This window comes from Streptomyces sp. NPDC088785 (assembly GCF_044750685.1).
Classification (GTDB): Bacteria; Actinomycetota; Actinomycetes; order Streptomycetales; family Streptomycetaceae; genus Streptomyces.
Map to the genome: position 1 here is coordinate 59,058 of NZ_JBIVKH010000014.1, position 14,341 is coordinate 73,398.

The following is a 14,341-nucleotide window of genomic DNA, read 5'->3' on the forward strand; positions in this document are numbered from 1 at the left end:
GCGCCTCGGCTCGGCTCGCCTCGGCTCGGCTCGTTCAGAGGGTGAACGGCCCCCGGCCCAACTGCTCGCGCACCGTCGTCACCGGCCCGTTCACCAGATCGCGGCGCTGCCAGTTCGCCCCGTCCACCACCAGCGTGTGGCCGCTGATGAACCGGGCGTAGGGGGAGGCGAGGAACGTGGCCGCCCAGCCCAGCTCGCGCGGCGCGCCCACCCGGAGCGCGGGCTGCCGGGCGGCGGGGGTGTCGGCGCGGTCCAGGTTCGCCCGGATCGCCTCCGTCATGTCCTCGTGCGGCATCAGCCCCGGCACCAGGCCGTTGACCTGGATGCCGTACGGACCCCACTCCACGGCCAGCGTCTCCACCAGGTTCTTCACGCCCGCCTTCGCCGCCGCGCTGTGCGCGAAACCGGGCCCGCCGGTCCACGCGTACGACGCGCCCACCGCGAGCACCGACCCCGGGGTGCCCGCCGCGAGATGCCGGCGGCCGAACTCGCGGGTCATGAGGAACGTGCCGGTGAGCGTGATGTCGACGACCGACCGCCAGCCGTTGGGGCTCAACTCCTCTGCCGGCACCGGAAAGTTGGCGGCCGCGTTGTTCACCAGGACGTCCGGGACGCGCCCGTGCGCCGCCCGTGCGGTGTCGAGGACCTCGGCGATCCGGCCCGCGTCCCGGATGTCGCAGGTCGCCGCCGTGACCTTGCCCGCGCCCTCCACCGCCGCCAGCTCCTCGCGGGCCGGCGCCAGATGCTCACTCCGCCGGCTGACGATCATCACATCCGCGCCGAGCCGGGCGAACTCCGCCGCGACCGCCCGCCCCAGCCCGGTGCCGCCCCCGGTCACCAGGACCAGCCGGCCGCGGTACGTGTCCGGGGGCAGCGCCGACACGCCGAGCGGGGGAGGAGTGGGCAGTCCGGGCGGGGAGGGCGTCGGCGTCGTCATGCGGGCATGGATACCCGCTGCGTCGTCAACGTGCCACAGTCGTGCGGGACGTGGTGCGGGCCCGGGCCACCGCGCGCTCGCCCTCCGGGGAGAACACGCCGGCCCGCCGCCGCTGCGCACCCCGCGCCGCGTCGAAGGTCACCAGCTGCGCGTTGATGAAGGCGCCCGCCCGGTATCCGGCGCTCGCCGCGTTGACGACCTGCTCCGCCGGGCCCGCCGCGTTCCCCACGGCCCACACCCCCGGCACGCTGGTCAGCCCGGTCGGATCGACGTCGACGAACGGTCCGGCCGGGGTCTGCTTCGTGGCGGCGCCCAGCGCGGACAGCAGGCCGTCGCGCGGCACGGTCCTGGTCGGCACGACGAACACCGCACGCGGGAACTCCCGGCCGTTCGCGAGCCGCACCCCGGTCAGCCGGTCGTCCGCCACGACGAGCCGGTCGAGGGCGCCGGCGACCACGCTCACCCCGGCCGCGGCCAGCAGCTGCCAGTCCCCGTCCGGGAGGCCGTCCGCGTCCGTGCCGTCGAGGAAGAGCGTCACGTCGTCGGAGAGCTGGCTGAACAGCAGGGCCTGGTGGATGCCGGTCGCCGGGCGGTACAGCACGCCGATCGCCCGGTCCCGGACCTCCCAGCCGTGGCAGTACGGGCAGTGCAGCACGTCCCTGCCCCAGCGCTCCGCGACACCGGGCACCTCCGGCAGCTCGTCCACCAGGCCCGTCGCGATCACCAGCCGGCGCGCGTGCACCCGGCCGCCGGACGCGAGCGTCACCGTGAACTCGCCGTCCCCGTCCGGCTCGGCCGCCGTCACCCGGTCCGCCACCAGTTCCACGCCGTACCCGGTGACCTCCCGGCGCACCTCGGCCAGGAACTCGGCGGGCGGCGTGCCGTCGCGCGACGGGTAGCCCTGCATGTGCGCGGCCGGGGCGTTGCGCGGCTCGCCGGCGTCGACGACCAGGACCGAGCGGCGCGAACGCCCCAGGATCAGCGCGGCCGACAGGCCCGCCGTGGCGCCGCCGACAACCACGACCTCGTACATGTCCTTCTCGGTGCTGCTCATGGGGTTCACCTCGTCCGGTGGTGGCTGGCCTCGTCCCTTCCGACGGTGCACGCCCCCTCGCCGGATTGACAAACGGCTTTGCCGAAACTGCAATGGATTCATGAGCGCACACGAGGACGAGACCACCACCGGACCGGACCCGACCATGGACGACGTGCTGTCCGGGGTCGGACCGCGGCTGCGCGCCCTGCGCAAGGAGCGCGGCGCCACCCTCTCCGGTCTCTCCGCGAGCACGGGCATCTCCGTCAGCACCCTCTCCCGCCTGGAGTCCGGGCTGCGCAGGCCGAGCCTGGAGCTGCTCCTGCCCATCGCCCGCGCCCACCAGGTCCCGCTGGACGAGCTGGTCGGCGCCCCGCCGGTCGGGGACCCGCGGGTGCGCGCCAAGCCCGTCGTGCGGCACGGCCGGACGATGATCCCGCTCACCCGGCAGCCGGGCGGCCTCCAGGCCTACAAGATCATCGAGCCGAACCGGCGGGCCGAGCCCGACCCGCAGACCCACGAGGGCTACGAGTGGATCTACCTGCTCTCCGGGAAGCTGCGGATCGTCCTCGGGGAGCACGACGTGGTGCTGGGGCCCGGCGAGGCCGCCGAGTTCGACACCCGGGTGCCGCACTGGTTCGGCTCGACGGGGGAGGGGCCCGCCGAGTTCCTGAGCCTCTTCGGGCCGCAGGGCGAGCGGATGCACGTCCGGGCGCGCCCCGCCCGTGCGAAGGAGGAGTGACCGCGAAGGAGGAGTGACGGCGCGGCGGGCGGGACCAGGGCATTCACAGACCGGCAAGCGACCGCTTAGTATGCAGCGGAACCCGGTTCGACGAAGCAGTCCCGTGGAGGCCCCGCATGCAGGCATGGCAAGTGCACGAGAACGGCGAGCCGAGCGAGGTGATGCGCCTGGCCGAGGTGGCACGTCCCGAGCCCGGCGAGGGGCAGGTCCTGCTCAAGGTGCGCGCCGCCAACATCAACTTCCCGGACGCGCTGCTCTGCCGCGGCCAGTACCAGGTCAGGCCGCCCCTGCCGTTCACCCCCGGCGTGGAGATCTGCGGCGAGACCGAGGACGGCCGCCGGGTCATCGCCAATCCGGCCCTGCCGTACGGCGGCTTCGCCGAGTACGCCGTCGCCGACGCCCGCGCCCTGCTGCCCGCCCCGGACGCGCTCGACGACGCCGAGACGGCCGCCCTGCACATCGGCTACCAGACCGGCTGGTTCGGGCTGCACCAGCGGGCCCGTCTCCAGGAGGGCGAGACGCTGCTCGTGCACGCCGCCGCGGGCGGGGTCGGCAGCGCCGCCGTCCAGCTCGGCAAGGCCGCCGGAGCCCGGGTCGTCGGAGTCGTCGGCGGCCCCGACAAGGCGAAGGCCGCCCGGGAGCTGGGCTGCGACGTCGTCATCGACCGGCGGTCCGACGACGTCATCGCCGCCATCAAGGAGGCGACGGGCGGACGCGGAGCCGACGTGATCTACGACCCGGTGGGCGGCGACGCCTACCAGCAGTCCGCCAAGACCGTCGCCTTCGAGGGCCGCATCGTCGTGGTCGGCTTCGCCTCGGGCAGCATCCCGGCCCCCGCGCTCAACCACGCACTGGTGAAGAACTACTCGATCATGGGTCTGCACTGGGGCCTGTACGCCCAGAAGAAGCCCGAGCTGATCCCGCACTGCCACGAGAAGCTCACCGAACTCGCCGCGCGCGGCGCGATCAAGCCGCTCGTCAGCGACCGCGTCGACCTCGCCGACGCCCCGGCCGCCGTGCAGCGCGTCGCGGACGGCGTCACCACCGGCCGCGTCGTCGTGGTGCCCGGTCTCCACGCCCGTACGGAAGGAGCCGCCGCATGAGCGTCGACGCCGCGCGACTGCGCACCCTCACCCAGGAGTTCCTGGCCGCGCACCCCGTCGCCACCACCTCGCGCGCGGACTTCCTCGGCGCGCGCTTCGACGCCGGTCTCGCCTGGGTGCACTACCCCGAGGGCCTCGGCGGACTCGACGCGCCGCGCGCCCTCCAGGCCGTCGTCGACGCGGAGCTGGAGGCGGCGGGCGCCCCGGACAACGACCCGCGGCGCAACGGGATCGGGCTCGGCATGGCCGCCCCCACCCTCCTGCGCTACGGCACCGACGAGCAGAAGCGGCGCTTCCTCAAGCCGCTCTGGGCCGGTGAGGAGATCTGGTGCCAGCTGTTCAGCGAGCCCGGCGCCGGCTCCGACCTGGCCGCGCTCGGCACCCGCGCGGTGCGCGAGGGCGACGACTGGGTCGTCAACGGACAGAAGGTGTGGACCTCCGGGGCGCACAACGCCCGGTTCGCCATCCTCATCGCCCGCACCGACCCGGACGTGCCCAAGCACCGGGGCATCACGTACTTCGTGTGCGACATGACCGACCCCGGCGTCGAGGTGCGGCCGCTGCGCCAGATCACCGGCGAGGCCGAGTTCAACGAGGTCTTCCTCACCGACGTCCGGATCCCCGACGCCCACCGGCTCGGCGAGGTCGGCGACGGCTGGAAGGTCGCCCAGACCACCCTCAACAACGAACGCGTCGCCATCGGCGGCATGCGCATCCCGCGCGAGGGCGGGCTCATCGGCATCGTCGCCGACACCTGGCGCGAGCGCCCCGGACTGCGCACCCACGACCTGCACCAGCGCCTCATGACGCTCTGGGTCGAGGCCGAGGTCGCCCGCCTCACCGGCGAACGCCTGCGCCAGCAGCTGGTCGCCGGACACCCCGGCCCCGAGGGCGCCGGCATGAAGCTCGGCTTCGCCCGCCTCAACCAGCAGATCAGCGGACTGGAGCTGGAACTCCTCGGCGAGGAGGGCCTGTTGTACGACGACTGGACGATGCGCCGCCCGGAGATCGTCGACTTCGCGGGCCGCGACGCCGGGTACCGCTATCTGCGCGCCAAGGGCAACAGCATCGAGGGCGGGACGAGCGAGGTCCTGCTGAACATCGTCGCCGAGCGCGTGCTGGGCCTGCCGCCCGAGCCCCGCACCGACAAGGACGTCGCCTGGAAGGACCTCTCCCGATGAGCACACAGCCCGACCTCCTGTACTCCGAGGACGAAGAGGCGCTCCGCTCGGCCGTCCGCGACCTGCTCACCGACCACTGCGGCCCCGCCGCTGTGCTCGCGCGCGTCGAGGGCGACGAGCCGCACGACCGCGCCCTGTGGAAGAACCTCGCCGAGAGCATGGGCCTGGCCGGACTGCTCGTGCCCGAGGAGCGCGGCGGACAGGGCGCCTCGCACCGCGAGGCCGCCGTCGTCCTGGAGGAGCTGGGCCGCGCCGTCGCCCCCGTCCCCTACCTGACCAGCGCCGTCATCGCGACCGAGGCACTGCTCGCCTGCGAGGCCGACGAGGCCGCGACGCTGCTCTCCGCCCTCGCCTCCGGGCGCACCGTCGGCGCCCTCACGGTGCCGCTGTCGGCCGCGCCCGGCCGGGAGTTCACCGACGTGCGCGTCCAGGACGGCGTCCTGAGCGGCCGGGTGACCGGCGTCGCGGACGCGGCCTTCGCGGACGTGTTCCTCGTGCCCACGGCCGACGGCCTGTTCGCCGTGGACGCCTCGGCCGACGGGGTCGCCGTCGCGCCGCAGACGTCCTTCGACCCCACGCGCCCGCTGGCCGCCGTCACCTTCGAGTCGGCCGCGGGACAACTCCTCGCCGGCACCGCCGCGCCCGCCGTGCGGCGGGCCCTGCGCGCCGGCGCCGGACTGCTCGCCTCCGAGCAACTCGGCGCCGCCGACTGGCTGTTGACGGAGACGGTGCGCTACACCCGCGAGCGCCACCAGTTCAACCGGCCCGTCGGCTCCTTCCAGGCGCTCAAGCACCGGCTCGCCCAGCTGTGGCTGGAAGTGGTCAACGCCCGCGCCGCGGCCCGCAACGCCGCGGACGCCCTCGCCGCCGGCAGCGACGACACCGATGTGGCCGTCGCCGTCGCCCAGGCCTACACCGCGCCCGTCGCCGTGCACGTGGCCGAGGAGGCGCTGCAACTGCACGGCGGCATCGGCATGACGTGGGAGCACCCGATCCACCTCTACCTCAAGCGCGCCAAGTCCTCCGCCCTCGCCCTCGGTACGGCGGGCCGGCACCGGGAGGAGCTGGCCGAGCTGGTCGATCTGCGCGCGCCGTGAGCGAGACCGGCACGGCCGGGTTTTACCTTCCCTTGACGGGATGGCATTATTGCGATTTGTTCGCAATAACTGTTGATCTTGAATAGGGGTGGGTGTCGTGGCGAGGCCGGCACGGAACGCGTCGATATCGGCCGCGGTCACCGCACTGGTGGTGACCGCGGCCGCGTGCACGGCACCGGACGACGGCGCGCGGGACGGCGGGACGCCCGACAGCGCCGTCGTCGGCATCGCCTACGAACCGGAGACCCTCAGCCCGCTGCTCGGCTACGGCAAGGACGGCAACTCCAAGATCTTCGACGGGCTGCTCACGCACGACGCGCGCATGGAGCTGAAGCCCGCCCTCGCCGCCGCGCTGCCGAAGGTCACCGACGGCGGCCGCACCTACACGTACGAGCTGCGCGACGGCGTGACGTTCAGCGACGGCGAGCCGTTCACCTCGAAGGACGTCGTCTTCACCTACGAGACCATCCTCGACGCGAAGACCAACAACGCCTCGAAGACCGAGCTCGACGCCGTCGAGAGCGTCCAGGCGCGCGGCGACGACACCGTCGTCTTCCACCTCAAGTACCCCTACGCGCCGTTCGCCGAGCGCACCGTCCTGCCCATCGCGCCCGAGCACGTGGCCGGCCGGCAGGACGTGAACACGGGGAAGTTCACCACCAGCCCCATCGGCACCGGACCCTACAGACTGGTGACGTGGTCCAAGGGCGAGAAGCTCGTCTTCGAGGCCAACCCCGACTACTGGGGCGGCGCGCCGAACATCACCGGCTTCACCATGGCGATCGTCAAGGACGACGACGTGCGCGCCACCCGGCTGCGCTCCGGCGACCTCGACGGCGCCATCCTGCCGCCCAACCTCGCCAAGACCTTCGACGACGACGGCGACCGCAGGACGTACGCGGCGAAGACCTTCGACTACCGCCTCGTCACCCTCCCCACCGGCAACGAGGTCGCGGGCGACACGGCGATCCGCCGCGCCCTCGACACCGGCGTCGACCGCGCGACCATGGTCGACCGGATCCTGGAGGGCGCGGGCAAGGAGGCGTACGGCCCGGTGCCGACCGACAGCCCCTGGTTCACCCGGGGCACGGAGCGGACCCACGACCCCGCCGCCGCAAGGAAGCTGCTCGACCGGGCCGGCTGGCGGCCCGGCGCCGACGGCGTCCGCACCCGCGACGGCGTCCGCGCCGCCTTCCCGCTCTGGTACCTCACCGGCGACAGGCTCCGCCAGGAGCACGCCCTCGCCTACGCCTCCGACGCCAAGAAGCTCGGCATCGACATCACGGTCGAGAGCGGCACCTGGGAGGTCATCGAGCCGCGCATGGCCGAGGACGCGGTGCTCGCGGGCGGCGGCGCCCCCGCCGACCCCGACTTCGACCAGTACCCGCTCCTCATGTCCTCGCTCGCGGGCGACGGCTTCAACAACATGGCCGGGTACGACGACCCGAAGGTCGACGCCGCCCTGGAGGACGCCCGCCGCAGCGGCGACCACGCCGAGCGGCGGGCCGCGTACGACACCGTCCAGCGCGCCCTCGTGCGCAACCCCGGCTACACCTTCCTCACCCACATCGACCACCTCTACGTCGCCGACCGGCGCTTCGGCGACCTCACCACCCAGACCGAGCCGCACGACCACGGTCTCGCCTCGGGCCCCTGGTGGAACGTCGAGGACTGGCACGCATGAGCGGACGGCTCCCCTGGGGGCCGATGGCGCGCCTGACGGCCCGGCGCATCCTGTCCGCCGTGCCCGTCCTCGCCGCCGTCACCCTCGGCGTCTTCGCGATCGCCGCGGCCTCCCCCTTCGACCCCGTCAAGGCGTACGCGGGCACCGCGGGCCTGACCGCGTCCCAGGAACACCTCGACCAGCTCCGCGCCAACCTCGGCGCCGACCAGCCGCTGCTCACCCGCTGGTGGGACTGGCTCACCGCCGCGCTCACCGGCGACCTCGGCGACTCCGCCGTCCTGCGGCAGCCCGTCACCGACGCGATCGCCCAGCGCCTCGGCTGGTCCGTCCTGCTGGCGGCCACGGCCTTCCTCCTCGCCCTCGCGCTCGGCACCCTCCTCGGCGTCCTCGCCGCCCGCCACCAGGGCGGCCTCCTCGACCGGGCCGTCAGCTCGCTGGCCTACACCCTGGAGGCGGCCCCGCCGTTCTGGCTGGGCCTGCTCGCCGTCTGGCTGTTCGCCCTGAAACTCCGCGTGCTGCCCGCGGGCGGCCTCACCGACACCCGGTCCACCACCGTCACCGCGGACCAGGTCCTCACCCACCTCGCCCTGCCCGCCCTCGTGCTGGCCCTCTCCCAACTGCCGTGGTTCGTCCTGTACGTGCGTCAGGGCGTCGCCGACGCACTCGCCGACGACCCCGTGCGCGGCGCCCGGGCCCGGGGGCTCGCCCCGCGCACCGTCCTGCTCGGCCACGCACTGCGGTCCGGCCTGCTCCCCGTCCTCACGCTGATCGGCTCCCGCGTGCCCGAACTCATCACCGGGGCACTGCTCGTGGAGACCGTCTTCAGCTGGCCGGGGATCGCCGCCGCGACCGTGCGGGCCGCCACCTCCGTCGACTTCCCGCTGCTCGCCGCGCTCACCGTCCTCGCGACCCTCGCCGTCCTCGCCGGGAACTGGGCCGCCGACCTGCTGTACGGCATCGCCGACCCGCGCGTGGGCTTCGATGGCTGAGCCGACCCCGGCCTGGCGCACGCGCGGCGGCCGCCGCCGCACCACGCGGACCTGGCGGATCCGCACCTCGGCCGCCATCGTGGGCGTCATCGTCCTCGCCGTGCTGCTCGTGCCGCCGCTGGCGCGGCTCGACCAGCAGGCCGTCGACCTCGCCGCGAAGCTCCAACCCCCCTCCTGGGCGCACCCGTTCGGCACCGACGACGTCGGACGCGACCTGCTGCTGCGCTGCGTGTACGGGCTGCGCGTCTCGCTGCTCGTCGGCGTGGTGGCCGCCGCCGTCGCCACCGTCGTCGGCACCGCGGTCGGCGCGCTCGCCGGGGCGCTCGGCGGCTGGACGGACCGGGCCGTCATGCGGGTCGTCGACGTCTTCTCCTCCGTGCCGCACCTGCTGCTCGGCATCTTCGTCGTCGCGATGTTCCGGCCCGGCGTCTGGCCGGTGGTCGTCTCCGTCGCGCTCACCCACTGGCTCTCCACGGCCCGCATCGTCCGCGCCGACGTCCTGTCCCTGCGCACCCGGCCCTTCGTCGACGCGGCGATCTCCGGCGGTGCCTCACGGTGGCGGGTGACCGTACGGCACCTGCTGCCCGGCGTGCTGCCACGGGCCGCGCTCGCCGCCGTCCTCATGGTCCCGCACGCCGTCTGGCACGAGTCCGCCCTGTCCTTCCTCGGCCTCGGGCTCCCCGCCCACCAGGCCAGCCTCGGCACCCTCGTGCAGAGCGCCCGCGGCTCGCTGCTCGCGGGCGACTGGTGGCCCACCCTCTTCCCCGGCCTGTTCGTCATCGTGCCGACCCTCGCCATCGCCGGGCTGGCCGGCGCCTGGCGCGAACGGCTCGACCCGCGCCGCCGATCGGAGCTGTCCCTGTGAAGCCGGTCCTGACCGTGGACGGCCTGTCCGTACGGTTCCGGATGCGCGACGGCGCGTACGTCCGGGCCGTGAGCGACGCGACGTTCGCGCTGCACGCGGGGGAGTGCCTCGCCCTCGTCGGGGAGAGCGGCTGCGGCAAGTCGGTCCTCGCCTCCGCACTGCTCGGCCTGCTCCCGGAGAACGCCGAGACGGCCGGCCACGCCCACGTGGACGGCCTCGACCTGCTCGCCGCCGACGAGCGGACCCTGGCCCGCACGGTGCGCGGACGCCGGATCGGCCTTGTCCCGCAGAGCCCCGCCGCGCACCTGACACCCGTACGCACCGTCCGCTCACAGCTGGCGGAGACCCTCAGGGAGGTGGCCGGCGTGCGGCGCGCAGAGGCGCGGCTGCGGCCGGCCGTGGCCGCCGCCGAACGCGCCGCGTTCCCGCCCGACCGCCTCGACCACCATCCGCACGAACTGTCCGGCGGCCTCGCCCAGCGCGCCGCCACCGCCCTCGCCCTCGTCGGCGACGCCCCCCTCCTCCTCGCCGACGAGCCCACCACCGGGCTCGACCGCGACCTCGTCGAGCGCACCGTCGACGAACTGCGCCGCCACCTCGGCGACACCCGGGCCCTGCTGCTCATCACCCACGACCTGGCCGCCGCCGCCCGCATCGCGGACCGGGTCGCCGTCATGTACGCGAGCCGCATCGTGGAGATCGCCCCCGCCGACACCTTCTTCGGCGCCCCCGGGCCCCGCCACCCCTACGCGCGCGGCCTCCTGAACGCCCTGCCCGAAAGGGAGTTCACCCCGATCCCCGGCATGCCGCCCGAACTCGGCGCCCTCCCCGACGGGTGCGCGTTCGCCGCGCGCTGCGCCCGCGCCGACGCGCGCTGCGCGGTGCCGCCCGCACCCGTGGACGGAGTCGCCTGCCACCATCCCGTACCCGCCGACACGGAGGCCGCCCGTGCTTGAACTGGACCGTGTCACCGCGGGCTACGAACGCCGCGCCCCCGTCCTGCGCGCGGTCACCCTGACGCTCGCCCCCGGTGAGGGCGTCGGACTCGCCGGACCGAGCGGCTGCGGCAAATCGACCCTCGCGCGGGTCGCCGCCCTGCTGCACCAGCCCTCTGCGGGCCGGGTCGTCGTGGACGGTGAACACGTCCGGGGCTGGCGGCACCGCGCCCCCCGCGCGCTGCGCACCGCGTTCGGCGTCGTCTTCCAGCAGCCGCGCCTGGCGGCCGATCCGCGACTGCGGCTGTCCGACCTGATCGCCGAGCCCCTGCGCGCGGGCGGCCTCGACCCCGCGGCCCGGGTGCGCGAACTGGCGGACGCCGTGGGGCTCGGCGCCGACCTGCTCGGCCGCCGCCCCCACGAGGTCAGCGACGGACAGCTGCAACGCGCCTGCGTCGCACGGGCGTTGGCGCTGCGCCCGCGCTGGCTCGTCTGCGACGAGATGACGGCCATGCTGGACGCGTCCACCACGGCCGCCCTGGTCGGCGTCGTACAGGAGTACCGGGCCGTGTCGGGCGCCGGGCTGCTCGCCGTCGGCCACGACCGGGTCCTCCTCGACCGCTGGTGCGACCGGGTCGTGGAGTGGACCCCGGCAGGGCTCAAACCGATGGACGAGCCCGCGGGGCCGTGATCGACTCCGCGGTATGAGTTCTCTGATCCGCCACGTCACCATCGACTGCGCCGACCCCTACACCCTGGCCGGGTTCTGGGCCCGGGCCCTGGACGGCACCCTCGCGGACGACGACCGTCCCGGCGACCCCGAGGCACTGGTGCGCAGCGCGTCCGTCGGCGTGCTGTTCATCCGGGTCCCCGAGGGCAGGAGCGCCAAGAACCGGCTGCACGTCGACCTCGAACCGCAGGACCGCACCCGCGACGAGGAGGTCGACCGGCTCCTCGCCCTCGGCGCCACCCTCCAGGGCGACCACCGCAGGCCCGACGGCACGGGCTGGGTCACCCTGCACGACCCCGAGGGGAACGAGTTCTGCGTCGAGCGCAGCGCGGGCGAGCGATAGGCCGGGGCCGTCGCGGCGCCGGGTGAACCACGGGCGGCGGTCCGGCCAACTCCTCCCCGGGGACTGCCCGTCGGTGCCACGGGCCCTCCATACTCACCCGTGTCCCACCGGCCCACCACGGGAGGCACGCATGGCACCGACCACCCGCCGCAGAGCCCTCGGCACGTTCGCCGCCGCACTGGCCACCGGTGTCGCCGCACCACAACTCGCCCACGCGGGCGCCGGGCCACGCGGCCCGCGCCCGCTGCCGCGCGCCCACGCCCACAACGACTACGACCACCCGCGCCCGCTGTTCGACGCCCTCGACCACCGCTTCGCCAGCGTCGAGGCGGACATCTACCTCGTCGACGGCGAACTCCTCGTCGCCCACGACCCCGTCGACCTCGACCCGGAGCGCACCCTCGCGGCCCTCTACCTCGCCCCGCTCGCCGCCCGCGTCCGCGCCCAGCACGGCTCGGTGTACCGGGGCCGGCGGCTGTCGCTGCAACTCCTCGTCGACATCAAGACCGAGGGCGACGCCACCTACCGCGAACTCGACCGCCAACTGCGCCGGTACCCCGGCCTGTTCACGACGTACGCGCGCGGCCGGGTGCGCACCGGGCCCGTCACGGCCGTCGTCTCCGGCGACCGCGCCGCGGGCCCCGTCATCGCGGCCCAGCGCACCCGCAGCGCCTTCTACGACGGCCGCCTCACCGACCTCGGCGGCCCGGCACCCGCCGGCCTCATCCCGCTGATCAGCGACAACTGGACCAACACCTTCACCTGGCAGGGCAGCGGCCCGATGCCGCCCGCCGAGCGCGCCAGGCTGCGCGGCATCGTCTCCGCGGCGCACGCACGCGGGCAGCGCGTCCGGTTCTGGGCGACACCGGACGTCGCCGGACCCGAACGGGACGCCGTATGGGCCGAGTCGATCGCCGCCGACGTCGATCATCTGAACACCGACGACCTCGCCGGCCTCGAAGCCTTCCTCGACGCCCACGACCGGCCGCACGGGACCCGCGCGCGATGATCGTTGCGGGTTCGTGAACAACTCCCTTATCTACATGGACACTTCAAGCGGGGGCGCTTAGCTTCGCGGCATGCCGCTTCGCAGACAACTCGCCCGCGCCCTCGCCGTCACGCTGACCGTGGTGGGGGCCTCCCTCGCCGGGCCGTCCGGCGCCGGGGCCGACGAGATCCCCAAGGCCCCGGGCCACCGCCTCGTCCCGCAGTACGAGGGCGCGCCGGCCCGGCCCGAACCGGTCCCGGCCGCGCCCCCGGCCCAGCACCCGCACCTCGCGGCGAACGGCCGCAGCGGCATGCACGCGGACGCCTGGGGCAGCGGCACCTACCCCTGGAGCGGCCCGAACGGCAACGCCCCGCAGGTCACCAGCGAGCAGATGGCCGCCCTCGGCGGGGAGTGCGCCACCGTCACCTTCGACAAGGAGGGCCGCATCGTCAGCGTGTGCGGCACCTTCACCGGGTTCCTGGTCAAGCTCATCGACCCGCACAGCCTCGCGACCCTCGCCGAGTACCAGCTCCCGCAGCGCCCGTCGACCGTCGAGGCCATCACCCGCCTCGACTTCTCGAAGATCTTCAAGGACACCTCGGGCGGCGCCTACTCCTACCTCGACGACCAGGACCGCCTGGTCCTCGCCGACTCCCGCCAGCACATCCTGCGCCTCGCGCACACCCGCGCGGCCGACGGCACGTGGAGGTTCGAGGTCACCGACGACTGGGACCTGACCGGCGTCGTCCCGCACGACTGCGTGTCCTGGACGAACCTGTACCCGAGCGGCGTCTGCGACCCCGTCACCTCCGTGATGCCGGACTGGCAGGGCCGCGTGTGGTGGGTGACCCGGCAGGGCCGCGTCGGCACCGTCGACCCGGCCACCGGCACCGTCCGGTCGATCCGGCTGACGGGCGAGGAGATCCAGAACTCGTTCTCCGTCGCCGAGGACGGGGTGTCGATCGTCACCGACCACGCCCTGTACAGCTTCGACGCCACCGCCGACGGCACCCCGAAGGCCGTCTGGCGCCAGACCTACGACCGGGGAACGGGCACCAAGCCCGGCTCCGTGAACCAGGGTTCGGGCACCACCCCCGACCTGTTCGGCATCCAGGACGACTACGTCGCCATCACCGACAACGCCGACGACCGGATGAACGTCCTCGTCTACCGGCGCGGCGCCGACGTCCCCGCCGACCGACGGCTCGTCTGCAAGGTGCCGGTCTTCGGCTCGGGCGCCTCCACCACCGACAACTCCCTGATCTCGTACGGGAACAGCCTCGTCGTCGAGAACAACTACGGCTACGAGAACATCACCTCGCTCACCTTCGGGCGCAGCGTCGTCGGCGGTGTCACCCGGATCGACGTGCGCGCCGACGGCAGCGGCTGCGACACGGTGTGGCAGAGCGGTGTGCGCTCCCCGTCCACGGTGCCGAAGCTCTCCACCGCCAACGGGCTGCTGTACTTCTACACCAAGGAGCCCAACTCCCTCGGTGTGGACGCCTGGTATCTCACGGCCGTCGACTTCCGCACCGGCGACACCCGCTGGAAGCGGCTCGTCGGGACCGGCGTCGCCTACGACAACAACTGGGCGCCCGTGACGATCGGCCCCGACGGCACCGCCTACGTGGGCGTCTTCAACGGACTGGTCGCCGTGCACGACAGCTGACGCCTCCCGCGTCCCTCGCACCGGACGCGGCGCCGGCCGGAGCGG

14 protein-coding genes are annotated in these 14,341 nt (G+C 74.1%); 12 read left to right on the forward strand and 2 right to left on the reverse strand.

Going from position 1 to position 14,341, the window contains the following annotated elements; all coding sequences use genetic code 11:
• Positions 1-34: 34 nt before the first annotated feature.
• Together ACIP5K_RS29325 and ACIP5K_RS29330 are read right to left on the reverse strand one after the other, a co-directional pair.
• On the reverse strand, positions 35-937 hold the full coding sequence (locus ACIP5K_RS29325) for an SDR family oxidoreductase (RefSeq protein ID WP_401414320.1): 903 nt from the start codon (positions 935-937) through the stop codon (positions 35-37).
• A 25-nt stretch (positions 938-962) separates the two neighbouring features.
• On the reverse strand, positions 963-1,991 hold the full coding sequence (locus ACIP5K_RS29330; RefSeq protein ID WP_401414322.1) for an NAD(P)/FAD-dependent oxidoreductase: 1,029 nt from the start codon (positions 1,989-1,991) through the stop codon (positions 963-965).
• A gap of 100 nt (positions 1,992-2,091) precedes the next feature.
• Here ACIP5K_RS29330 and ACIP5K_RS29335 point away from each other — a divergent pair, with 100 nt between their 5' ends.
• The 12 genes from ACIP5K_RS29335 (at position 2,092) to ACIP5K_RS29390 (ending at position 14,296) form a co-directional block, all read left to right on the forward strand.
• A complete protein-coding gene (locus tag ACIP5K_RS29335) occupies positions 2,092-2,712 on the forward strand; it encodes a helix-turn-helix domain-containing protein (RefSeq protein ID WP_401414323.1) in 621 nt (206 codons plus the stop codon).
• A gap of 116 nt (positions 2,713-2,828) precedes the next feature.
• Positions 2,829-3,815, forward strand: a complete 987-nt coding sequence (locus ACIP5K_RS29340; protein ID WP_401414325.1) for an NADPH:quinone oxidoreductase family protein — start codon at positions 2,829-2,831, stop codon at positions 3,813-3,815.
• Positions 3,812-4,996 (forward strand): acyl-CoA dehydrogenase family protein, encoded by a 1,185-nt coding sequence (locus ACIP5K_RS29345; protein ID WP_401414327.1) that lies wholly within the window; start codon positions 3,812-3,814, stop codon positions 4,994-4,996. Before ACIP5K_RS29340 ends, ACIP5K_RS29345 begins: the two co-directional genes overlap by 4 nt.
• Positions 4,993-6,093: an acyl-CoA dehydrogenase family protein gene (locus ACIP5K_RS29350; RefSeq protein ID WP_401414328.1), complete on the forward strand. Its 1,101-nt coding sequence runs from the start codon at positions 4,993-4,995 to the stop codon at positions 6,091-6,093. Before ACIP5K_RS29345 ends, ACIP5K_RS29350 begins: the two co-directional genes overlap by 4 nt.
• Positions 6,094-6,181: 88 nt before the next feature.
• Entirely contained in the window at positions 6,182-7,777 is a 1,596-nt protein-coding gene (locus tag ACIP5K_RS29355) for an ABC transporter substrate-binding protein (protein ID WP_401414330.1), read from the forward strand.
• Positions 7,774-8,766 (forward strand): ABC transporter permease, encoded by a 993-nt coding sequence (locus ACIP5K_RS29360; protein ID WP_401414331.1) that lies wholly within the window; start codon positions 7,774-7,776, stop codon positions 8,764-8,766. The genes ACIP5K_RS29355 and ACIP5K_RS29360 overlap by 4 nt, the downstream gene beginning before the upstream one ends.
• The gene (locus ACIP5K_RS29365; protein ID WP_401414333.1) at positions 8,759-9,631 is read left to right on the forward strand and encodes an ABC transporter permease; all 873 of its coding nucleotides are present in this window, start codon (positions 8,759-8,761) and stop codon (positions 9,629-9,631) included. The genes ACIP5K_RS29360 and ACIP5K_RS29365 overlap by 8 nt, the downstream gene beginning before the upstream one ends.
• 41 nt (positions 9,632-9,672) lie before the next feature.
• Entirely contained in the window at positions 9,673-10,587 is a 915-nt protein-coding gene (locus tag ACIP5K_RS29370) for an ABC transporter ATP-binding protein (RefSeq protein ID WP_401414542.1), read from the forward strand.
• Positions 10,580-11,257 (forward strand): ABC transporter ATP-binding protein, encoded by a 678-nt coding sequence (locus ACIP5K_RS29375; RefSeq protein ID WP_401414334.1) that lies wholly within the window; start codon positions 10,580-10,582, stop codon positions 11,255-11,257. The genes ACIP5K_RS29370 and ACIP5K_RS29375 overlap by 8 nt, the downstream gene beginning before the upstream one ends.
• 13 nt (positions 11,258-11,270) lie before the next feature.
• Positions 11,271-11,639, forward strand: a complete 369-nt coding sequence (locus tag ACIP5K_RS29380; protein WP_401414336.1) for a VOC family protein — start codon at positions 11,271-11,273, stop codon at positions 11,637-11,639.
• A gap of 130 nt (positions 11,640-11,769) precedes the next feature.
• Positions 11,770-12,648: a phosphatidylinositol-specific phospholipase C/glycerophosphodiester phosphodiesterase family protein gene (locus tag ACIP5K_RS29385; RefSeq protein WP_401414338.1), complete on the forward strand. Its 879-nt coding sequence runs from the start codon at positions 11,770-11,772 to the stop codon at positions 12,646-12,648.
• Between the two features lie 70 nt (positions 12,649-12,718).
• Positions 12,719-14,296 (forward strand): hypothetical protein, encoded by a 1,578-nt coding sequence (locus ACIP5K_RS29390; protein WP_401414340.1) that lies wholly within the window; start codon positions 12,719-12,721, stop codon positions 14,294-14,296.
• The last annotated feature ends 45 nt before the right edge of the window (positions 14,297-14,341 follow it).